This is a genomic window from Sinosporangium album (assembly GCF_900100605.1).
In the GTDB taxonomy this organism is placed as follows: domain Bacteria; phylum Actinomycetota; class Actinomycetes; order Streptosporangiales; family Streptosporangiaceae; genus Sinosporangium; species Sinosporangium album.
This window is the reverse complement of record NZ_FNCN01000007.1, coordinates 60,099-79,932: the sequence shown is the minus strand read 5'-3', so window position 1 is coordinate 79,932 and position 19,834 is coordinate 60,099. Positions and strand designations below refer to the sequence as shown.

Below are 19,834 nucleotides of genomic sequence, written 5' to 3'. Positions count from 1 at the left end.
GGCTATCCGAAGACCTTCTGGACGTGGTGCAGGCCCTTGATCAGAGCGTCGACCTCGTCCGTGGTGGTGTACAGGTAGAAGGACGCCCGCGTTGTGGCGGGTATTCCGAACCGCAAATGGAGCGGACGGGCACAATGATGCCCCACGCGCACCGCGATGCCGAACACATCGTCAAGGATCTGCCCCACGTCGTGGGGGTGGACGCCTTCGAGCGTGAAGGACAGCGTGCCGCCGCGGTTCGCCAGATCGCCGGGACCGATGAGCCGCAGGCCGGGCACCTCCCGCACCGCCTCCAGCGCGTAGGCCGTGATCTGCCGCTCGTGCGCCTCGATCGCGTCCATGCCGATCGACGACAGGTAGTCGACGGCGGCACCGAGACCGACGGCCTCGACGATCGGCGGCGTGCCCGCCTCGAACTTGTGCGGGATCGGCGCGTAGGTCGAACGGTCCATCCAGACGGCTTCGATCATCTCGCCGCCGCCGAGGAACGGAGGCATCGCCGCCAGCAGCTCGGCGCGCCCCCACAGCCCTCCGATGCCGGAGGGGCCGACCATCTTGTGCCCGGTGAAGGCCACGAAGTCGGCGCCGAGGGCCGCCACGTCCACCGGGTGGTGGGGGACGGACTGCGAGGCGTCGAGCATCAGCAGCGCCCCCGTCTCCCGCACCCGGGCCAGCACGTCGGCGACCGGGTTGACGGTGCCGAGCACGTTGGACTGGTGGGCGATCGACACGATCTTGGTGCGCTCGTTGACCAGCTCGTCCAGGGTGGACAGGTCGAGGCGGCCCTCGTCGGTCACGCCGAACCAGCGCAGCGTGGCTCCGGTGCGCTGGGCGAGAAGCTGCCAGGGCACGATGTTGGAGTGGTGCTCCATCTCGGAGATGACGATCTCGTCGCCGGGGCCCATCTGGAACCGGGGGTCGGTGTTGACCGGGTTGCCGAAGGCGTAGGCCACCAGGTTGAGCGCCTCGGAGGCGTTCTTGGTGAAGACGATCTCGTCGCGGCTCGGCGCCCCCACGAAGGCGGCCACCTTGTCGCGGGCCCCCTCGTAGGCGTCCGTCGACTCGGTGCCGAGCGCGTGCAGCGCCCGGCCGACGTTGCTGTAGTGCAGCGCCAGGTGCTCGCGCATGGCCTCGATCACCTGGGTGGGCTTCTGCGAGGAGTTGCCGGAGTCGAGGTAGATCAGCGGGCGGCCGCCCGGCAGCTCGCGGGAGAGGATCGGGAAGTCCTTCCTGATCCTCTCCACGTCGAAGCTCGGCAGGCTCATGCAGTCGCCACCTTACCGAACCGCTCGTAGCCCTCGTTCTCCAGCCGCTCGGACAGCTCGGGGCCGCCGCTCTCGACGATGCGGCCCCCGGAGAAGACGTGGACGAAGTCCGGCTTCACGTAGCGCAGGATGCGGGTGTAGTGCGTGATGAGCAGCACACCGGTGTCGCCCGCGGCGCGGAAGCGGTTGATGCCCTCGGAGACCACGCGCAGGGCGTCGACGTCGAGGCCGGAGTCGGTCTCGTCGAGCACGGCGATCTTGGGCTTGAGCAGTTCGAGCTGGAGGATCTCGTGGCGCTTCTTCTCACCGCCGGAGAAGCCCTCGTTGAGGTTGCGCTGCGCGAACGAGGCGTCGATGGCCAGCGAGTCCATGCCGGTCTTGAGCTCCTTGGTGAACTCACGCAGCTTGGGGGCCTGGCCGCGCACCGCGGTGACCGCCGTGCGCAGGAAGTTGGACACCGACACGCCGGGCACCTCGACGGGGTACTGCATCGCGAGGAAGAGGCCGGCGCGGGCCCGCTCGTCGACGGACATGTCCAGCAGGTTCTCGCCGTCGAGCAGGACCTCGCCGCCGGTGATCGTGTACTTCGGGTGACCGGAGATCGCGTAGGCGAGCGTCGATTTGCCGGAGCCGTTGGGCCCCATGATCGCGTGGGTCTCCCCCGCGCTCACGGTGAGGTCGACGCCCTTGAGGATCTCCTTGTCCTCAACGGCGACGTGCAGGTCACGAATCTGAAGGGTGGACACTATGACTCCTTCGAGAGCGAGACGAGAACGTCATCGCCGTCGATCTTGACGGAATAGACGGGGACGGGTCTGGTGGCGGGCGGCCCGGTGGGCTTGCCACTGCGGATGTCGAAGCAGGAACCGTGCAGCCAGCACTCCAGGGTGCCGTCGTAGACGTCACCCTCGCTCAGCCGCACCTCGGCGTGCGAGCATACATCGTGGAGGGCGTAGACCTCCTCGCCTTGGCGGACGAGCGCCACCGGGGTCTCGCCCACCTCTAGGCCGAGGACGCCGCCGTCCGGGATATCGGAGACGGCGCATACCCTCTCGAAGTCACTCATCGCGAGAGCTCCGCCTCCACCGCGCCGAGCACGCGCTCACGGATCTCCTCGATTTCGATCTTTTCGAGGAGCTGGGCGAAGAAGCCCCGGATGACCAGGCGCCTGGCCTCGTCGAACGGGATGCCCCTGGCCTGCAGGTAGAAGATGTGCTCGTCCTCCAGGCGGCCCGAGGCGCTGGCGTGGCCGGCCCCGGCGACCTCACCAGTGAGGATCTCCAGGTTGGGCACGGAGTCGGCGCGGGCCCCGTCGGTGAGCACAAGGTTGCGGTTGAGCTCGTAGGTGTCGGTGCCGGTGGCCTCGGCGCGGATGATCACGTCGCCGATCCAGACCGCGTGCGCGTCGTCGCCCTGCAGCGCGCCCTTGTAGGTCACGTTGCTGCGGCAGTTGGGCACGGTGTGGTCGACGAGCACCCGGTGCTCCAGGTGCTGGCCGGCGTCGACGAAGTAGAGCCCCGTCAGGTCGGCGTCGCCGCCCGGCGCGGTGTAGGCCACCGTGGGCGACAGGCGCACGAGGTCTCCGCCGAGGGTCACGATGAACCCGTGGAACGTCGCGTCGCGGCCGAGGCTCGCGTGGTGGTGGGCGACGTGGACCGCGTCGTCGTCCCAGTCCTGCAGGCTGACGACCTTGAGGGTCGCCCCGTCGCCCACGACGAACTCGACGTTGTCGGCGTAGACGGCGCTGCCGATGTGCTCGAGCACGACGGTCGCCTGGGCCATCGGCTCGACGACGACCACGGTGTGGCCGTACGCGGCGCCCTGGCCGTCTCCCTGGAGGGTGACGGAGATGGGCGTCTCGGCGACCAGCTCGCGCGGGACGGTGATGACCGTGGCCTTCTCGAACGAGGAGAACGCCTGCGCGCTGACCCGGTCGGCCGGCGTGTAGGCCGAGCCGATGCGGGAGTCGTCACGGCCGACCGATTCGACGAGGACGCCCTCGGGGGCGGAGACCTCGGCGGACACGGTGCCCGAGCCGACGGCGGTGCCGTTGTGCAGGCCCTTGAGCCGGGAGAGCGGCGTGAAGCGCCACTCCTCCTCGCGCCCGGTCGGCACCTCGAAGTCGGCGAGGTCGAAGGACGACTTTTCGTGCAGCGTGGAGAGAGGCTTGGTCGAGAGGCCCATGTCAGCCCACCGCTCCTTCCATCTGCAGCTCGATCAGGCGGTTCAGTTCGATGGCGTATTCCATCGGGAGCTCACGGGCGATCGGCTCGACGAAGCCGCGCACGATCATCGCCATCGCCTCGTCCTCGTTGAGACCCCGGCTCATCAGGTAGAAGAGCTGGTCCTCGGAGATCTTGGAGACGGTCGCCTCGTGGCCCATGGAGACGTCGTCCTCGCGGACATCGACATAGGGGTAGGTGTCCGACCGGCTGATCTGGTCGACCAGCAGCGCGTCGCACTTGACGGTGGAGGCGCTGCCCGCCGCGCCCTCCTCGATCTGCACGAGGCCGCGGTAGGAGGTGCGGCCGCCGCCGCGCGCCACCGACTTGGACACGATCGTCGAGCTGGTCTGCGGCGCCAGGTGGACCATCTTGGCCCCGGCGTCCTGGTGCTGGCCCTCTCCCGCGAACGCGACCGACAGGGTCTCGCCCTTGGCGTGGCGGCCCATGAGGTAGACGGCGGGGTACTTCATCGTGACCTTGGAGCCGATGTTGCCGTCGATCCACTCCATGGTCGCGCCCTCGTAGGCGACGGCGCGCTTGGTGACCAGGTTGTAGACGTTGTTCGACCAGTTCTGGATGGTCGTGTAGCGGCAGCGGGCGTTCTTCTTCACGATGATCTCGACGACGGCGCTGTGCAGCGAGTCCGACGAGTAGATCGGCGCGGTGCAGCCCTCGACGTAGTGCACGTAGGAGTTCTCGTCGACGATGATCAGCGTGCGCTCGAACTGGCCCATGTTCTCGGTGTTGATCCGGAAGTAGGCCTGGAGCGGGATCTCCACCGTGACGTTCGGCGGCACATAGATGAACGACCCGCCCGACCACACGGCCGTGTTGAGCGAGGCGAACTTGTTGTCGCCGACCGGGATCACCGAGCCGAAGTATTCCTTGAACAGCTCGGGGTGCTCCTTGAGGCCGGTGTCGGTGTCGAGGAAGATGACACCCTTCTCCTCAAGGTCCTCACGGATCTTGTGGTAGACGACCTCGGACTCGTATTGCGCGGCGACGCCCGCGATGAGGCGCTGCTTCTCCGCCTCGGGGATGCCCAGGCGGTCGTAGGTGTTCTTGATGTCGGCGGGAAGCTCGTCCCAGCTCGCGGCCTGCTTCTCGGTCGAACGCACGAAGTATTTGATGTTGTCGAAGTCGATGCCCGTGAGGTCGGAGCCCCAGGTCGGCAGCGGCTTGCGGTCGAACAGGCGCAGGCCCTTCAGACGGAGGTCCAGCATCCACTCCGGCTCGCTCTTGAGCGCGGAGATGTTGCGGACGACCTCCTCGGACAGGCCGCGGCGGGCCGTCGCGCCCGCGACGTCGGAGTCGGCCCAGCCGAACTTGTAGTTCCCGAGGCCTTCCAGCTCCGGGCGGTCGGTGACAGTCACCTTCCGGTCTCCTTGCTCGATGAGTGAATCGTGTTCTCTGCTTCTCCGGTCGCGCCGAGCCCGGCGCTCGGCTGTTTTCGCCCCCCGAGGGCCGGCGAACTCACGTGGGTCGTGCACACCCCGTCGCCGTGGGCGATCGTGGCGAGCCTCTGCACCGGTGTGCCGAGGATCCGGGCGAACGCCTCCGTCTCGGCCTCGCACAGATGGGGGAACTCGGCGGCCACATGCGCGACCGGGCAGTGGTGCTGGCACAACTGCTCGCCGCCGACGGGGGCCTTGCTCGCCGAGGCCGCGTAGCCCTCAGCCGACAACGCCTCGGCCAGCACGCGCACCCGCTGATCGGCGGGCACCTCGCACAGCGCCGGTTCGAGCCGCGAGACCAGCCCGGCCACCTGGGCACGGGCGAAGTCGGCCACGGCGCGCTCCCCGAGACGCTCGGCGAGGAACCTCAGGGCGCTTCCCGCCAGGTCATCATAGGCGTGCTCGAAAGCACTGCGTCCCGCGTCGGTGATGACGAACTGCTTGGCCGGGCGGCCCCGGCCCCGCTGCCGCGCGGGGCGCGCGGCGCGGTGCTCGGTCAGCCCCTCGGCCAGCAGGGCGTCGAGGTGGCGGCGGACGCCCGCCGGCGTCAGCCCGAGCCGCTCACCGAGCGCGGCGGCGGTGATCGGGCCGTGCTCCAGGATGAGCCGAGCGACGCGCGCGCGAGTGCTTCGCTCCGCGCCGCCTTCGGCATGCTTCATCCCGGCCACGTTTTTCACAACATCAGTGTGGCGTAATTCCTTCCCGTCAGACAAATGGATGTCCGATATGAGGAGAATGGAATTTCTCACGCAGGGTAGGCTTACCTAACTTTGGGCATCGCTTTCCGCGGCGCGAGGAACACGGCTCAGAGTGAGATAGACGGTCAGCGCCAGCACGCTGATCACGGCCATCACCGCCGCCATCGGGACCGCGGACCCCTCCCCCGCCACACTCGCCAGGGGCGCAGCCGCCGCGCCGAGCACGAACTGCATCACCCCGAGCAGCGCCGACGCGCTCCCCGCGATCTGGGGCGGCTGGCCGCCCAGCGCCAGCGCCGTCGTCCCCGGCAGCGTCAGCCCCAGGCCCGCCATGGTCACCATGAGCCCCCCGACCACCACGGGCAGAGCGGCCCCGGCCAGCACGGCGACCAGCAGTACGGCGGTGCCGGCGACCATACCGGTGAGCCCGGTCACGACGAGGACGCGGGGCCGTACACGGCCGGCGATGCGCCCGCTGATCTGAGCGGCGACGGCGAGCGAGAGGGCGCTGAGGGCGAAGATCAGCGAGTAGCTCTGCGGCGAGACCCCGTAGATGCCCTGGAGGACGAAGGGCGAGCCGGAGATGTAGGTGAACATGCTCGCGAACCCGAGCCCGCCCGCCAGCGCGCTTCCCATGAAGTACCGGTCGCGCAGCAGCCGTCCGAACGTGGAGGCCGTGGCGCGCATACCGCCGCCGCGCCGCTCTCCCCGGGGACGGGTCTCCTTCACCGTGGCCACGACCAAGACGAGCAGGAGGAACCCGGCCGCGGACAAGGTCAGGAAGACGCCGTGCCAGGAGGTGATTCTGAGGAGTTCGGCGCCCCCCAGGGGGGCGAGGATGGGCGCGAGGCCGCTGACCAGCATCAGTGTGGCAAGGATGCGGGCGATGGCCGTCCCGTCGTAGAGATCGCGGACGATGGCCCTGACGATCACGATGGCTGCGCCCCCGGTGAAGCCCTGGACGAGACGGAGGGCGATCAGGGCGTAGACGGAGGGCGCCAGCACGCACAGGGCGGAGGCGACGGCGTAGCCGGCGACGGCGATCATCAGCGGGCCGCGCCGCCCCCGCACGTCGCTGAGGGGGCCGGCCACGATCTGGCCGAGGGCGATGCCGATGAGGCAGGCGGTGAGGGTGAGCTGCACCTGGGTGGTGCCGGTGCCGAGGTCGCGCGCGATGGCGGGCAGCGCCGGAAGGTACATGTCGATGGAGAGGGGGCCGATGGCCGTGAGCGCTCCGAGGACGGTCAGGAGAACCACGCGGCGGCGCCGTACCGGATTGAGGGTCGGATTCAATTCGGCGGCGGCCGTGGTCATGTGGTGCAACCCCTCGCTGTCCCCGGGCCATCCGAGCATGACCCAACAGAGGAGTCAAACTACCCTCAAAAGTTGATAATTCCCATGAGGGCATACATGCCCAATGGCAGGCCGAACACGGCGCCGCCGCAAGGGTGACGCGATGACTACGCGGTCTCGTTGAGCGCGATGATCGCGAAGGCCGCGAACTGCGGGTCGGCCATCACCGCGAAGCGCCCGATGGGGATGTCGACCGGCTCGACGAACACCGTGGCCCCGAGGGCCTTGGCGCGGTCGAGGGTGACGTCGCAGTCGGCCACGGCGAAGTACGCCAGCCAGTGGGGAGGGACCTCCTCCGGGAACTGCGGCCCCATCGGCATCATCCCGGCGACCGGTCGCCCGCCGGCATTCCACTCTGTGTAGTGCATGCCGCCCGCGTCCTGCGAGACGCCCTCCCAGCCGAAGACCTGCGGGTAGAACCGCAGGGCCCCCTCAGGGTCGCGCGTGGCGAGCTCGCTCCAGCAGAAAGCGTTGGGCTCATTGACGAGCTCTGCCCCCGTGTGGCGCCCGGCCTGCCACACCATGAAATACGCCCCGGTGGGGTCCTGGAAGACCCCCATCGTCCCCTCGGTGAAGATCTGCATCGGCTCCAGCACCACCTGGCCGCCCGTCGCCTTCACCCGCTCGGCCACGGCCCGGGCATCGTCGGTGGCCACGTAGACGTTCCACACCGAGGGCATGCCCTCGGCGAAGGTCGGACCGATGCCCGCCACGGCCCTGCCCCGGTAGAAGAACTGGCCGTAGCCCCCGGCCTCAGGGCGGGGGTCGAACTCGGCCTCCCAGCCGAAGATGTCGCCGTAGAAGCGTGTGGACCCGGTGATGTCCGTGCTGGAGAGGTCGACCCAGCACGGTATACCCGGCGGATAGGAACTGCGTTCGGACATCGCGCATCCTCCCCCGTGATTCGCCGCGGGGCGAGCCCGCAGGCCATGGCCGGATGCCGTTACTCCCATGGCATCCCGGAAAGCCATGGGAACGCCGTCCGGAACCGTTCCGAACGCCATTTTCAACGCCATACCCAGCCGTGCCGGTAATTTCGGGTGACTTGCCCGATTCGATGGAAGGCTTTACCCCCGGTTCGCTCACCGGGCACGCGCCGTACGGCACCGCCGCCCATCCCGGCCCGGCCCGCGGCCCGCCCCTGCGCGGGACCACACCCGCAGGTCTCTAAACTCGTGGCATGAACTCCCCAGCCGTCGAGGTCGTCGATCTCATCAAGAGATACGGCAGAACGACCGCCGTCGACGGCCTCACCCTGTCGGCGGGCCTCGGCGCGATCACAGCGATCCTGGGCCCGAACGGCGCGGGCAAGACGTCCACGGTCGAGATCTGCGAGGGTTTCCGCAAGGCCGACGGCGGGGTCGTCCGCGTGCTCGGCCTGGAGCCGGGGCACCGCGACCTGCCCGCCAGGGTCGGGATCATGCTCCAGTCCGGCGGGGTGCCGCCCGCGGCGCGGGTCGGCGAGTGGCTGCGCACGACGGCGAGGTTCTACGCCAGGCCCCTCGACCCCGGCACGCTGCTGGAGCGGCTGGGGCTCACCGCTCACGCGCGCACGCCCTACCGCCGCCTGTCGGGGGGGCAGCAGCAGCGCCTCTCCCTGGCGGGTGCGGTGGTGGGCCGCCCCGAGCTGGTGTTCCTGGACGAGCCGACCGCCGGGCTCGACCCGCAGGCCAGGCACGCCTGCTGGGAGGTCGTGGAGGAGCTGCGCTCCTGCGGCGCGTCGGTCGTGCTGACCACCCACCACATGGACGAGGCCGAGCGCCTGGCCGACCACGTCGTCATCATCGACAGGGGCCGGGTCGTGGCCGAGGGCAGCCCCTGCGCGCTGACCGGCGCGGAGCGCCAGCTCCGGTTCCGGGCGCGGCCGGGGCTCGACCTGGACGAACTGCTGGCCGCCCTGCCCGTCGGGAGCACGGCCAAAGAGTCCCCCTCCGGGCACTACATCATCGAGGGCCACGTCGGGCCGGAGCTGCTGGCCACGGTGACCGCCTGGTGCGCCGCCGAGGGCGTCACCGCCGACGACCTCAGTGTGGAGCGCCGCACCCTGGAGGATGTCTTCCTCGAACTCACCGGCCGGGAGCTGCGTTGAGCACCACACAGTCAGGCGCCCAGTCATACGCCGCGGACTCCGGCGCCGGCGGGTCCGCGGACCCGCGGGAACGCGCCCCGGGAGAGAGTCCGGTGGCGCCGCTCGACTTCACACCGGCCCCGGGCGCCGCGCCGTTCACGGCAAGGGTTCTGGCGCAGACCGGGGCGGAGGTGCGGGCGATCCTGCGCAACGGCGAGCAGCTCCTGATCACGCTGATCATCCCGGTGCTGCTGCTGGTCGGCTTCTCGACCGCGCCCCTGGTCGACGTGGGCGGCGGCTCGCGCGTCGACTTCCTCACCCCCGGCGTGCTGGCGCTGGCGGTCATGTCGACCGCCTTCACCGGGCAGGCGATCGCCACCGGCTTCGAGCGGAGATACGGTGTGCTCAAACGGCTCGGCGCGACGCCGCTGACCCGGGCCGGGCTGATGTCGGCCAAGACACTCGCCGTGATCGCCGTCGAGGTGCTCCAGGTCCTGGTGGTCTGCGGCGTCGCCCTGGCGCTCGGCTGGCGCCCCTCGGGGTCGCCGTTCGCCGCGGCGCTGCTGCTCGTGCTCGGCACGGCGGCCTTCAGCGGGCTCGGCCTGCTCATGGCGGGCACGCTCCGGGCGGAGGCGACGCTGGCCGGGGCCAACCTGGTCTACCTGGTCATGCTGGGATGCGGGGGCGTGGTGTTCCCACTGTCGAGGTTCCCCGACGGGGTGGAGGCGGTGCTCTCGGCGCTGCCGATCTCCGCGCTCAGCGAGGGGCTGCGCCAGGTGCTGTCGGGCGGCGGCCTGTCCCTGGCCGCCGTCGGAGTGCTGGCCGCCTGGGCCGTGGTGTCGCTCGGGCTCGCCGCCCGCACGTTCCGCTGGGAGTAGGCGGCGGCCCTGCCCGCGGCCCTGCCGGCGCCCATCCCCGCGGCCCTGCCGGAGGGGCTAGCGGAGGGGCTGTTCCGGCCGGCTCGCCCAGATGCCCCGGACGTGCTGGATGTGCTGGGAGATGAGGGCCTCGGTCCTGTCTCCGTCCCCGGCGACCAGGGCGTCCAGCAGCTCGACGTGCTCCCTGGCCGAGTGCACGAGCCCCCCGGTGCGGTAGAGCGCCTCCAGCCCGTAGAGCCTGGCCCGGTTGCGAAGGTCCCGCACGATCTCGACCAGGCGCATGTTGCCCGCCAGCGACAGCAGCCCCACGTGGAAGCGCAGGTCGGCGTCCACATAGGACAGCAGGTCACCGGTCTCGGCGGCGCGGACGATCTCCTCGGCGACCGGGCGCAGCAGCTCCAGCTCCGCCGGGTCCGCCGTGCCGGCGAGCCGGGCCACCGTCGGCACCTCGATCAGGCGGCGCAGCTCCGTCAGCTCGTCGAGGTCCCGATCGGACAGGGCGGTGACCCGGAACCCCTTGTTGCGCACGGCCTCGACCAGGCCCTCCTTGGCGAGGTCGAGCATCGCCTCGCGCACAGGCGTGGCCGAGACCCCGAACTGCGCCGCCAGGACGGGGGCGGAGTAGACCACCCCCGGCCTCATCTCCCCGGTGACGAGGGCCGCTCTGAGCGCGTCGGCGACCTGTTCGCGCAGGCTCTGCCGCTCGCCCACCGCCGGAAGGGCGAGCCGGTCCTGGGCCGAAGGCACCATCGCGTCGTTCTCTCCTCGTCGGACCCGTCAGGTCCTCATCGGGCGGCCCACGCCTCGTAGGCGGCGACCGCGACCACCAGGTCCTCCCACGCCATGCCCACGCTCTTGAAGAAGGCGGGCCCGGCTCCGCGCACGATGCGGCCCGTGAGCAGCTCGGCGAGGTTCCCCGCGATGTGGCCGACCGTGATCGCGCCGCCGCGCATGGGGATGATGATGTCGCCCGCCTCGGCGAGGGCCGCGGACCGCGACTCGACCACCACGGTGGCCCGGGTCACGAGGGCGTCGTCGACCTCGCGCGCCTCGGGCTCGTGGGAGCCGACGGCGACAACGGTAGCGTCATCGCGGGCGAGCCTACCGGGGAACAGCGGCGTGCGCGCGGTTGTGCAGCAGGCGACCAGATCGGCCTCCGCCACTGCCTTCTCCGCCGCGGCCCCGGGCCCGGCCGCCGCGGCGGCCACGCCGAGCGCCTCGCACTCGGCCGCGGCGTCCGCCGTACGGCCCGGGTGCCTGCCGACGACGGTGACCCGCTCGACCGGCCGCACGGCGCGGAACGCCTCGACGTGGCCGATCGCCTGCGGGCCGGTCCCGAACACGACCATGGAGCTCGCGTACGGCACCGCCAGGGCGTCCACGGCCACCGCCGAGACGGCCGGGGTGCGCAGGGATGTGAGCGCGACCCCGTCCATGGTGGCGAGGGGCGCGAGCGTCTCCCCGTCCATGAGCAGGTAGGCGCCCTGGATGCGGGGCAGGCCCCGGTCGGCGTTCCCCGGGGCGACCGTCACGATCTTCACGCCCGCGTAGCGCCCGGCGTGGGCGGGCATGGTGAGCACCTGCCCGGCCGGCACGTCGAGGGCGGACCGGAGGGTGCCCTGCTCGGGGTCGAGCCCGTCCACCAGGGCCTCTTTGAGGACCTGTACGGCCCGGCCCATCGGCACGGTCTTCCTCAGCACCTCGGCGTCGAGGTAGGGCAGCCCCGTCACAGCAGGAATCCCTGGGGGAAGGGGTCGCGCGGGTCGAGGAAGTACTGCGCGGTGCCGGTCAGCCACGCCCGCCCGGTGATCGTCGGCACGACGGCGGGCAGCCCCGCCACCTCGGTCTCCTCGACGATGCGGCCGATGAAGCGGGTGCCGATGAACGACTCGTTGACGAAGTCCGCGCCGGCGGCCAGTTCGCCGCGCGCGTGGAGCTGCGCCATGCGGGCGCTGGTCCCGGTGCCGCAGGGCGACCGGTCGAACCAGCCGGGGTGGATGGCCATCGCGTGGCGCGACAGTTCGGCGTTGGAGCCGGGGGCGGTGAACTGCACGTGGCGTACGCCTCTGATTCCGGGGTCGAGGGGGTGGACCGGCTCGCCGTCCTCGGCGATCGCGTCCATGATGTGCAGGCCCGCGGCGAGGATCCGCTGCCCGTGTGCCCGGTCGAACGGCAGTCCGACCGCTTCGATGGGCACGATCGCGTAGAAGTTGCCGCCGTAGGCGAGGTCGTAGACGACCTCGCCTAGGCCGGGCACCGTGACGGAACGGTCCAGCGCGACGCTGAACGACGGCACGTTCCGGATGGTGACCGACTGCGCGGCGCCGTCCTCGACGCGCACCTCGGCCACGACGAGCCCGGCGGGGGTGTCGAGCCTGATGGTGGTCACGGGCTCCACCACGTCCACCATGCCGGTCTCCACGAGTACGGTGGCGACGCCGATGGTGCCGTGGCCGCACATGGGCAGGCAGCCCGACACCTCGATGTAGACGACGCCCCAGTCGGCGTCGGGCCGGGTGGGCGGCTGCAGGATGGCGCCACTCATCGCCGCGTGGCCGCGCGGCTCGTACATCAGCAGGGTGCGGATGTGGTCGAGGTCGGCCATGAAGTGCGCGCGGCGCTCGGCCATGGTCGCGCCGGGGATCACTCCCACACCGCCCGTGATCACGCGGGTGGGCATGCCTTCGGTATGGGAATCGACGGCACTGAAGACCCTTTTGGTCCTCATCCAGCCCCCTTCGTAGAGGTTCCTGTGGAGGCTCGCTGATTCAACAGGATTTCACCTCACTTTTCATCTCTACCGTTTCCATCCCTGCCGATGCCCGCCTGTCCGCCTGTCCGCCTGTCCGCGTACCCGCGTACCCGCGTACCCGCGTACCCGCGTACCCGCGTACCCGCGGTGGCCCGGCTCAGCGCGGTCCCCCGGGAAACCCCGCGAGCGCCTTCTCCACGGCGACCCGCACCGCCGCCTCGCTCTCAGGGGCGAGCGCCTCCCGGGGCGGGCGGCAGGGCCCGCCCCAGCGCCCGGCGGCGTCCATGGCCAGCTTGATGGCCTGCACGAACTCCGTCTCGGAGTCCCAGCGCAGCAGCGGGTGCAGCGCCCGGTACAGCGGGAGCGCCGCACGCGGGTCCCCCTCCACCGCGGCCCGGTAGAGCTCCACGCACGGCCCCGGCAGCGCGTTCGGGAAGCCGGCGATCCACCCGACGGCCCCCGCCAGCGCCAGTTCGAGCAGGACGTCGTCCGCGCCGACGAGGAGGTCCAGCCCCGGCGCGGCCTCGGCGATCCGGTAGGCCCGCCGTACGTCCCCGCTGAACTCCTTGACCGCGACGATCAGCCCCTCGTGGTAGAGCGCGGCGAGCAGGCCGGGCGTGAGGTCGACCCGGGTGTCGTGCGGATTGTTGTAGGCCACGATCGGCAGCCCGGCCCGCGCGACCTCCCGGTAGTGCGCGACCACGGCCCGCTCGTCGGCCCGGTAGGCGTTCGGCGGCAACAGCATGACCGCACCGCAGCCGGCCTCGGCCGCCTGTTCGGCCCACCTCCTGGCCTCGGCCGCGCCGTACGCCGCCACGCCGGGCATGACCCGGCCGCCGCCCACCGCCGCCGCGGCGGTCTCCACCACCTGGGTCCGCTCGCGCTCGGTGAGCGTCTGGTACTCCCCCAGCGACCCGTTGGGCACGACGCCGTCGCACCCGTGCTCGATCAGCCACCGGCAGTGGTCGGCATAGGCGGGGAGGTCGACGGACAGGTCGTCGCGCAGCGGCAGGGCGGTCGCGACCATCACGCCGCGCCAGGGGGTCGTCGTCATAGGGGGTCGGTTCCTTTCCTCGGAGGATCACTGATCTGGTCGGAAGGTCCCCGGGGTGCGGCGCCGGGCCCCTCCGCGAGGTCGCGGAGGCGGATCGGCTGGGCCACGGGCCTGCGGGGTACGGCCGAGGCCGGGTCCTCCCCCGCCAGGCACGCCACCGCGTAACCGCACATACGGCCCTGGCACCACCCCATGCCGGGCCTGGCCAGCAGCTTCACCGAGCGGGCGTCGGTCGCGCCGAGGGCGAGAGCCTCGCGCACCCGCGCGTGGCTCACCTCCTCGCACCGGCAGATCAGGGTGTCGTCGGTGAGCCACGAGCGCCATCCGTCGCGTACGGGGTAGGCGTCGCGCAGCGCCCGGGCGAAGGCCGCGAGGCGGTCGGCGCGGCGCGACAGGCCGGGCGCGGGCGGGACGCGCCGCCCGAGGTCGGCCGCCGCCGCCCGGCCCGCGATCCGGCCCTCCGCCTCGGCGAGTACGGCTCCGCCGACGCCGGTCGTCTCCCCGGCCGCGTAGACGCCGGGGACGCTCGTGCGACGCCCCGCGTCCACGTACGCGGCGGGCCCGGGGACGATGCGGCAGCCGAGCTGGAGCGCCAGGTCGAGCTGGGGCAGGAAACCGTAGCCCACGGCCAGCGCGTCGCACTCCACGGCCGCAGGCCCGCCGGGCACCGGCCGCCAGGCGGCGTCCACCCGGGCGACGGTCACCCGGTCCACGCGGGCGTCCCCGTGCGCGGCCACCACCGCGTGACCGGTCCGGTAAGGGATGCGGTGACGTGCCAGGCCCATGCCGTACGCCGCGGCCTCGGCCAGCCGGCCGGGGCCGCGCAGCAGAGCGCCCGCGGCGGCGAGCGGGCGGCCCGCCTCGAAGACGCCGACGACCCGGGCGCCCGCCTCGGCCAGCGAGATCGCGACGGGCAGCAGGAACGGCCCGGTGCCCGCCACGGCGACCCGGCTACCCGCGAGCACCAGCCCGCCCTTCAGCAGCGCCTGGGCGCCCCCCGCGGTCATGACGCCCGGCAGGTCCCACCCGGGGAACGGCAGCACCAGGTCATGCGCCCCCGTGGCGATCAGCAGCGCCCGCGCGCCGATCTCGGCGGGCCGCTCGTCCCTACCTCCGGCCAGGCAGTGTACGGCGAAGCCCCCCGGCCGCCTCTCCGCGCTCCACACCCGGTGCTCGGTCAGCACGTCGACGCCGCGCGGAAGCGCGTCGCGCAACCGCAGCAGCCGGGGGTGCTCACGGCCTGGCCAGTGCCGGTAGAACTGCCCGCCGAGCCGCGGCCCGGCGTCGAGCAGGGCCACGGCCAGCCCCGCCGAGGCGGCCTCGGCGGCGCCCGCGAGCCCCGCGGGGCCGCCGCCGACCACGGCCAGGTCGTAGTGGTCGCAGGAGGTCACGCCCCGCTCACCTCGTCTCCGGGGCGGGCCGGCGTCAGGCACGCGCGCACCGAGGTCCGGCCGTCCACGGTGACCAGGCAGTCGAAGCAGACGCCGATCCCGCAGAACAGGCCGCGCGGCCTGCCTCCCACGCGGGTGGTGCGCCAGCCGGCGATCCCGGCCGCGTGGAGCGCCGCACCGATGGTCTGCCCCGCGACCACCGGGACGGGCCGCCCCTCGAAGTCGATCTCGAAACGGTCGTGTCCCCGCTCGATCGTCATGCGAACCGTCCCGGGTCGAAGGGGCCGAGGTCGAGGTCGGGCCGCTCTCCGGCGAGCAGCCGCGCGATCAGGTGTCCGGTGGCGGGGGCGAGGCCGACGCCCGCGCCCTCGTGGCCGCAGGCGTGCAGGAGGCCGGGCGCGGAGGGGTCCTGCCCGATGGCCGGCAGGTGGTCGGGGAGGTAGGGGCGGAACCCGCAGTAGGTGCGGATCACGTGGCGGTCGGCGAGGCCCGGGAAAAGGGCGACGGCCTGCGCCGCGAGGGTGCGCAGCACCGGCGTCGACGGGGTGCGGTCGAATCCGACGCGTTCCCGGCTGGCCCCGATGAGCACGGTACCCGCCATCGTGCTCTCCACCACGGCGGAGCTGGCGAGCCCGGCCGAGTCGCCGGCCACGTCGGTGATGTAGGCGGCGGTGTAGACCTTGTGCCGGATCCTGGGCGAGGTGAGCGGTTCGGTCACGAGGATGAAGCCGCGCCGGGGGTGGACCGGCAGGGCGGTCCCGGCCATCGCGGCGATCTCGCCGCCCCACGTCCCGGCGGCGTTCACGACCGCGTCCGCGTGGATGTCGCCCCTGCCGGTGCGCACGCCGGCGACCCGGTCGCCGTCGCGCAGCAGGCCGGTGACCTCGGTGCCGGTGAGCAGGTGCACGGCACGGCGGCTCCCGCCGCAGGCGAGGAGGGCGGCGGCGGCGCGCATGGGCTGCACCTGGGCGTCCTGGGGGTAGAGCACGCCTCCGGCGAGCCCGGGGGCGAGGTCGGGTTCGAGCTCGCGGGGGTCGGCCGCGAGCTCCCGCTCCACGCCGCTCGCCGCCTGCCGGGCGGCCAGCCCGGCGAGGGCCGCCATGGTCTCCTGGCGGCCGGCGACGACGAGCCCGCCCTTCTGCTCGTATTCCATCGCCAGCGCGTACGGCCCGGCGGGCGCGGCCAGTTCTCTCCACAGCCCGGACGACAGCAGGGCGAGGTCCAGCTCGGGACCGGGTTCCTTGTCCGAGACCAGGATGTTGCCCTCTCCCGCGCCGGTGGTGCCCGAGGCCACCGGGCCCCGGTCGACGACGGTCACGGTGAGGCCCTTCTCCGCCGCGTAGTGGGCGCAGGCGGCACCGACGATCCCCGCTCCGATCACCACGACGTCAGGCATCCCCACCTCCGACAGTAATATGTCACATGTCGCATACCCATACAAGGACGCAAAAGACGGTGCGACGCGGGGACCGCCGCCCCCGCCGCCTACGATGAATTCCGTGAACCGCCTGACTGGCCTGCTACGCGCCTTTTACCTCTCCTTCTGGGCTCCCACCGCGGATTCGATGCGGAAATGGGCCCTCGCCGCCGTCGTCGCCAACGCGGGGATCACGGTCACAGGGGCGTCGGTGCGGGTCACCAAGTCCGGCCTCGGCTGCCCAACCTGGCCGAGGTGCACTCCGGAGAGCTTCATCCCCCAGGGGCACCCCGCGCACTCGCCGATCAACATGGCGATCGAGTTCGGCAACCGGATGCTGACCTTCGTCGTGCTGGCCGTGGCCCTCGCCTGCCTGATCGGCGCGGTGCGCGGCGAGCCCCGCCGCACGTCCCTGGTGACGCTGGCCCTCCTCCAGCCGCTCGGCGTCCTCGTCCAGGGCCTCTGGGGCGGCCTGGTGGTGCGCAGCGCGCTCAATCCGTTCACGGTGAGCATGCACTTCCTGATCTCGATCGGCATGATCGCCGCCGCGTGGGCGCTCTACAAGCGCTGCCAGGAGGACGACGGGCCGGTGCGCCCGCTCGTCCCGGCGCGGGTGCGGCTGATCGGCCACGCGATGGTCGCCGCCATCGCGGCCGTGATCGTCGCCGGGGTCGTCACCACCGGCACCGGCCCGCACTCCGGCGACGTCGCCGCCACGCGGTTCGCCCTCGACCTGGAGAGCGTGGCCCGGACCCACTCGGCCTTCGTGTACATCGCGGTCGCCATCACCGTCGGCCTGTGGCTCGCCCTGCGGGCGACCGGCGGACCGGCTCCCGCCGTACGCGCCACGGTGGTCCTCCTCGGCGTCGAGCTGGCGCAGGGGGCGATCGGCTACCTGTCGTACTTCCTCGCCATCCCGGCGTTCCTGGTGGCCGTGCACGTGTTCGGGGCGACCCTGGTGTGGATCTCGGCCCTGCGCGCGGCCTCCTCACTGCGGACCAGGGACCCGCTGCCGGGTGTCCAGCCCGTCGGCCCGATCGCCGCGTCGCCCGCCGCCCAGCCGGGCTGACCCTCGCCCGGCCGGGGGACCGATCCCCTCCCCTCCCCTCCCCCGCCGACCGGCCGCCACACCTCGCACTGATCCGCCATGATTGCGAGTGATTCGTCCGCCACTCCCCCACCCGCGGCGAGGTGTGTTTTGTTGGCAAATGCCCGAGAGTTCCGCCTGCCCCTCCCCCGCTCCCGTACGGCACTGCGACGGGCCTACCAGATCTGCGTCCTGCTCAGCCTGATCGCCGTCGCACCCCTCAGCTGGGCATGGCTCAGCAGCGACCCGTACCGCGTGACCGCCGACAGCGGGGCGAGGTGGCTGGACGCCGTACCGGCCTCCCAGACCGCGCTCGTCCTCGGCGCCGGCATCCGCGACGGCCGCCCCACCCCCATGCTCGCGGCCAGGCTCGACATCGCGGCCGACCTCTACCGGGCGGGCAAGGTAAAGGCGATCCTGCTGTCCGGCGACAACAGCCGCGTGGAATACGACGAGCCCGGCGTCATGCGCGACTACCTGGTCGGACGCGGCATCCCCGCCGCCGTTCAGGTGCTCGACTACGCGGGGTTCGACACCTGGGACTCCTGCGTGCGCGCCCGGCAGGTCTTCGGCGCCAGGCAGATCACCGTCGTCACCCAGCAGTTCCACCTGCCGAGGGCCGTCGCGCTGTGCCGTACGGCGGGCCTGGCCGCCTTCGGCGTGGGCGACGACTCGGCCCGGCGGTGGGCGTCGACCTACGTATACGCCGTGCGGGAGTTCGCCGCCGCGGCCAAGGGCTTCCTGGACGCCGTGGTGCTTCGGTCGGAGCCCTACTTCCCCGGCCCCCGCGAGACCTCGCTGGAACGCGTCCTCGCGGGCTGACGGCCGCTCAGACCGGCGGTTCGGGGGCGTCCCGCATGTGCCTGCGCATCTGGCGGGCGCGCTCCGTGCCCGCCGGCCCCACAACGATCCCGATGCGCTTCGCAGACGCCTGATCACATAGGCGGACTGCTCGGAGAAGCGCCCCAGGGGTTCGTGGCGCGGTCGGCCTTGACGGGGAAGCGGGCGCGGGCGGTCTGCATGCACTGGAGCAGGGCCTGCTGCTCGGCGCGGAAGACGGCCTCGCCGATGATGCCCTTGGCGGCCCGTTCGTGGAGCAGGCCGAGCTCGGTGGCGGCGAGCTGGTAGTCGCTCATGGCCCGCAGACCCTCGGTGCCGCCGTTGTTCCTGGCCCACTGGCGGGCGAGGCGGCGGCGCGAGAGCGCCGACAGCATGTAGACGTCGGAGGGGTTGACGAGCCGGGTGGGGGCGTAGGCGGGGAGGTAGCGCACGATCAGCGCCACGATCCTCTTCCTGTCCCGCAGCACCACGCCGATCAGGATGAAGAGCACGCCCATCAGCACGAGGTAGGCGATCACCAGCCCGTCGAACCCCCCGTAGGAGGCGAACCCATTCCAGATGCCGTGCAGCAGCATCGCCCCCAGCCAGCCCAGCACGATGACGACGACCCGCCGGCCGCCCCGCTGGTGTGCGGCGTAGGCGACGGCGATGCCGATCATCGAGGTGAACAGGGGATGGGCGAACGGCGACAGCACGCCGCGCAGCACCACCGTGACCGCGAGCCCCTGCGGCCCGCTCCCCTGCAGCGCCGTGATGTAGTAGCTGACGTTCTCGCTCATGGCGAAGCCGAGGCCCACCATGCCGGCGTAGATGATGCCGTCGGTCGGCCCGTCGAGCTCCTGGCTGCGGAACCTGAGGAGCCCTAAGAGCACCAGGCCCTTCATCGTCTCCTCGACCACCGGGGCGCCGAAGGTCGCCGCGATGTTGCGGGCGCTGAGCGCCGACATCTGGGCTGCCTCGCCCAGGTAGTGCAGGTTGAGCGAGTTGATCAGCCCCGCCACGAGGACGGCGATGCCGGCGCCCCAGGCGAAGGCGAAGATGAGGTTGCTGCGCGGCTCGGGCTCCATGCGGTCGAGGGCGAGGACGGCGGCCAGCAGCACGGGCACCGGGGCGATGGCCAGGGCCAGGGCGATGAAGAACTGGACCGGTTCACCGTTCAGGATGTCGAACGACAGCGACACCAGCGCGCAGATGCCGGCGAGGACGAGCCCGACGATCAAGCTCAGGGACGGGCGGTCCTTGAACACCCAGCGCGGATCTCGGGTCGTCATGCTGTGACTGTAACCGATCTACCACGGCGTGTCCCTCGCCGGAAGCAAGCGGTCACGCCATGTGACGACCGCACGTCGGGG

20 protein-coding genes are annotated in these 19,834 nt (G+C 71.9%); 4 read left to right on the top strand and 16 right to left on the bottom strand.

The annotated features are described in order from the left end of the window. Positions 1-2: 2 nt before the first annotated feature. The 8 genes from BLQ73_RS09370 to BLQ73_RS09335 all read right to left on the bottom strand — a co-directional run bounded on the left by BLQ73_RS09370 (position 3) and on the right by BLQ73_RS09335 (position 7,879). Complete coding sequence (locus tag BLQ73_RS09370) at positions 3-1,265, bottom strand: cysteine desulfurase (RefSeq protein ID WP_093169995.1); 1,263 nt, start codon at positions 1,263-1,265, stop codon at positions 3-5. Then, the gene (sufC, locus tag BLQ73_RS09365) at positions 1,262-2,011 is read right to left on the bottom strand and encodes a Fe-S cluster assembly ATPase SufC (RefSeq protein WP_093169994.1); all 750 of its coding nucleotides are present in this window, start codon (positions 2,009-2,011) and stop codon (positions 1,262-1,264) included. The genes BLQ73_RS09370 and sufC overlap by 4 nt, the downstream gene beginning before the upstream one ends. Further along, entirely contained in the window at positions 2,011-2,331 is a 321-nt protein-coding gene (locus BLQ73_RS09360; protein WP_093169993.1) for a non-heme iron oxygenase ferredoxin subunit, read from the bottom strand. Before BLQ73_RS09360 ends, sufC begins: the two co-directional genes overlap by 1 nt. Continuing rightward, positions 2,328-3,449, bottom strand: a complete 1,122-nt coding sequence (gene sufD, locus BLQ73_RS09355; RefSeq protein ID WP_093169992.1) for a Fe-S cluster assembly protein SufD — start codon at positions 3,447-3,449, stop codon at positions 2,328-2,330. The genes BLQ73_RS09360 and sufD overlap by 4 nt, the downstream gene beginning before the upstream one ends. A 1-nt stretch (position 3,450) precedes the next feature. Beyond that, positions 3,451-4,863: a Fe-S cluster assembly protein SufB gene (gene sufB / locus BLQ73_RS09350; RefSeq protein ID WP_093169991.1), complete on the bottom strand. Its 1,413-nt coding sequence runs from the start codon at positions 4,861-4,863 to the stop codon at positions 3,451-3,453. Next, positions 4,860-5,603: a helix-turn-helix transcriptional regulator gene (locus tag BLQ73_RS09345; protein ID WP_093170102.1), complete on the bottom strand. Its 744-nt coding sequence runs from the start codon at positions 5,601-5,603 to the stop codon at positions 4,860-4,862. The genes sufB and BLQ73_RS09345 overlap by 4 nt, the downstream gene beginning before the upstream one ends. A 105-nt stretch (positions 5,604-5,708) precedes the next feature. Further along, positions 5,709-6,956 (bottom strand): multidrug effflux MFS transporter, encoded by a 1,248-nt coding sequence (locus BLQ73_RS09340; protein WP_093170101.1) that lies wholly within the window; start codon positions 6,954-6,956, stop codon positions 5,709-5,711. A 146-nt stretch (positions 6,957-7,102) separates the two neighbouring features. Further along, entirely contained in the window at positions 7,103-7,879 is a 777-nt protein-coding gene (locus BLQ73_RS09335) for a VOC family protein (protein WP_093169990.1), read from the bottom strand. Between the two features lie 296 nt (positions 7,880-8,175). On the opposite strand from BLQ73_RS09335, the gene BLQ73_RS09330 reads away from it, so the two are divergent. Next, a complete protein-coding gene (locus BLQ73_RS09330; protein ID WP_093169989.1) occupies positions 8,176-9,084 on the top strand; it encodes an ABC transporter ATP-binding protein in 909 nt (302 codons plus the stop codon). Positions 9,085-9,176: 92 nt separating this feature from the next. After that, positions 9,177-9,941 carry an ABC transporter permease gene (locus BLQ73_RS09325; RefSeq protein WP_093170100.1) on the top strand — a complete coding sequence of 255 codons (765 nt, stop codon included), beginning with the start codon at positions 9,177-9,179 and terminating at the stop codon, positions 9,939-9,941. Between the two features lie 57 nt (positions 9,942-9,998). Here BLQ73_RS09325 and BLQ73_RS09320 read toward each other — a convergent pair whose 3' ends face one another. From BLQ73_RS09320 to BLQ73_RS09290, 7 genes are all read right to left on the bottom strand, one after another. Beyond that, the gene (locus BLQ73_RS09320) at positions 9,999-10,691 is read right to left on the bottom strand and encodes a GntR family transcriptional regulator (protein WP_093169988.1); all 693 of its coding nucleotides are present in this window, start codon (positions 10,689-10,691) and stop codon (positions 9,999-10,001) included. A 35-nt stretch (positions 10,692-10,726) separates the two neighbouring features. Further along, complete coding sequence (locus tag BLQ73_RS09315) at positions 10,727-11,671, bottom strand: ornithine cyclodeaminase family protein (RefSeq protein ID WP_093169987.1); 945 nt, start codon at positions 11,669-11,671, stop codon at positions 10,727-10,729. Further along, a complete protein-coding gene (locus BLQ73_RS09310) occupies positions 11,668-12,669 on the bottom strand; it encodes a proline racemase family protein (protein WP_093169986.1) in 1,002 nt (333 codons plus the stop codon). Before BLQ73_RS09310 ends, BLQ73_RS09315 begins: the two co-directional genes overlap by 4 nt. Before the next feature lie 181 nt (positions 12,670-12,850). Beyond that, on the bottom strand, positions 12,851-13,747 hold the full coding sequence (locus tag BLQ73_RS09305) for a dihydrodipicolinate synthase family protein (RefSeq protein WP_093169985.1): 897 nt from the start codon (positions 13,745-13,747) through the stop codon (positions 12,851-12,853). Beyond that, positions 13,744-15,138 carry an FAD/NAD(P)-dependent oxidoreductase gene (locus BLQ73_RS09300; RefSeq protein WP_093169984.1) on the bottom strand — a complete coding sequence of 465 codons (1,395 nt, stop codon included), beginning with the start codon at positions 15,136-15,138 and terminating at the stop codon, positions 13,744-13,746. Before BLQ73_RS09300 ends, BLQ73_RS09305 begins: the two co-directional genes overlap by 4 nt. Beyond that, the gene (locus BLQ73_RS09295) at positions 15,135-15,398 is read right to left on the bottom strand and encodes a (2Fe-2S)-binding protein (protein ID WP_093169983.1); all 264 of its coding nucleotides are present in this window, start codon (positions 15,396-15,398) and stop codon (positions 15,135-15,137) included. Before BLQ73_RS09295 ends, BLQ73_RS09300 begins: the two co-directional genes overlap by 4 nt. After that, entirely contained in the window at positions 15,395-16,534 is a 1,140-nt protein-coding gene (locus BLQ73_RS09290; RefSeq protein WP_093169982.1) for an NAD(P)/FAD-dependent oxidoreductase, read from the bottom strand. The genes BLQ73_RS09295 and BLQ73_RS09290 overlap by 4 nt, the downstream gene beginning before the upstream one ends. 94 nt (positions 16,535-16,628) lie before the next feature. On the opposite strand from BLQ73_RS09290, the gene BLQ73_RS09285 reads away from it, so the two are divergent. Together BLQ73_RS09285 and BLQ73_RS09280 are read left to right on the top strand one after the other, a co-directional pair. After that, positions 16,629-17,624 carry a COX15/CtaA family protein gene (locus BLQ73_RS09285; RefSeq protein ID WP_093169981.1) on the top strand — a complete coding sequence of 332 codons (996 nt, stop codon included), beginning with the start codon at positions 16,629-16,631 and terminating at the stop codon, positions 17,622-17,624. A 132-nt stretch (positions 17,625-17,756) separates the two neighbouring features. Continuing rightward, on the top strand, positions 17,757-18,464 hold the full coding sequence (locus tag BLQ73_RS09280) for a SanA/YdcF family protein (RefSeq protein ID WP_245690938.1): 708 nt from the start codon (positions 17,757-17,759) through the stop codon (positions 18,462-18,464). A 113-nt stretch (positions 18,465-18,577) separates the two neighbouring features. Here the strand turns inward: BLQ73_RS09280 and BLQ73_RS09275 are convergent, their stop codons facing one another. Beyond that, entirely contained in the window at positions 18,578-19,753 is a 1,176-nt protein-coding gene (locus BLQ73_RS09275; protein ID WP_093169979.1) for a PrsW family intramembrane metalloprotease, read from the bottom strand. Positions 19,754-19,834: the final 81 nt, after the last annotated feature.

Coding starts and splice junctions, on each gene's coding strand:
- BLQ73_RS09290 (WP_093169982.1), bottom strand. CDS start 16,534: ATGCCTGACGTCGTGGTGATCGGAGCGGGGATCGTCGGTGCCGCCTGC.
- BLQ73_RS09345 (WP_093170102.1), bottom strand. CDS start 5,603: ATGAAGCATGCCGAAGGCGGCGCGGAGCGAAGCACTCGCGCGCGCGTC.
- BLQ73_RS09305 (WP_093169985.1), bottom strand. CDS start 13,747: ATGACGACGACCCCCTGGCGCGGCGTGATGGTCGCGACCGCCCTGCCG.
- BLQ73_RS09320 (WP_093169988.1), bottom strand. CDS start 10,691: ATGGTGCCTTCGGCCCAGGACCGGCTCGCCCTTCCGGCGGTGGGCGAG.
- sufD (WP_093169992.1), bottom strand. CDS start 3,449: ATGGGCCTCTCGACCAAGCCTCTCTCCACGCTGCACGAAAAGTCGTCC.
- BLQ73_RS09360 (WP_093169993.1), bottom strand. CDS start 2,331: ATGAGTGACTTCGAGAGGGTATGCGCCGTCTCCGATATCCCGGACGGC.
- BLQ73_RS09335 (WP_093169990.1), bottom strand. CDS start 7,879: ATGTCCGAACGCAGTTCCTATCCGCCGGGTATACCGTGCTGGGTCGAC.
- BLQ73_RS09295 (WP_093169983.1), bottom strand. CDS start 15,398: ATGACGATCGAGCGGGGACACGACCGTTTCGAGATCGACTTCGAGGGG.
- BLQ73_RS09275 (WP_093169979.1), bottom strand. CDS start 19,753: ATGACGACCCGAGATCCGCGCTGGGTGTTCAAGGACCGCCCGTCCCTG.
- BLQ73_RS09285 (WP_093169981.1), top strand. CDS start 16,629: ATGAATTCCGTGAACCGCCTGACTGGCCTGCTACGCGCCTTTTACCTC.
- BLQ73_RS09330 (WP_093169989.1), top strand. CDS start 8,176: ATGAACTCCCCAGCCGTCGAGGTCGTCGATCTCATCAAGAGATACGGC.
- BLQ73_RS09340 (WP_093170101.1), bottom strand. CDS start 6,956: ATGACCACGGCCGCCGCCGAATTGAATCCGACCCTCAATCCGGTACGG.
- BLQ73_RS09370 (WP_093169995.1), bottom strand. CDS start 1,265: ATGAGCCTGCCGAGCTTCGACGTGGAGAGGATCAGGAAGGACTTCCCG.
- BLQ73_RS09310 (WP_093169986.1), bottom strand. CDS start 12,669: ATGAGGACCAAAAGGGTCTTCAGTGCCGTCGATTCCCATACCGAAGGC.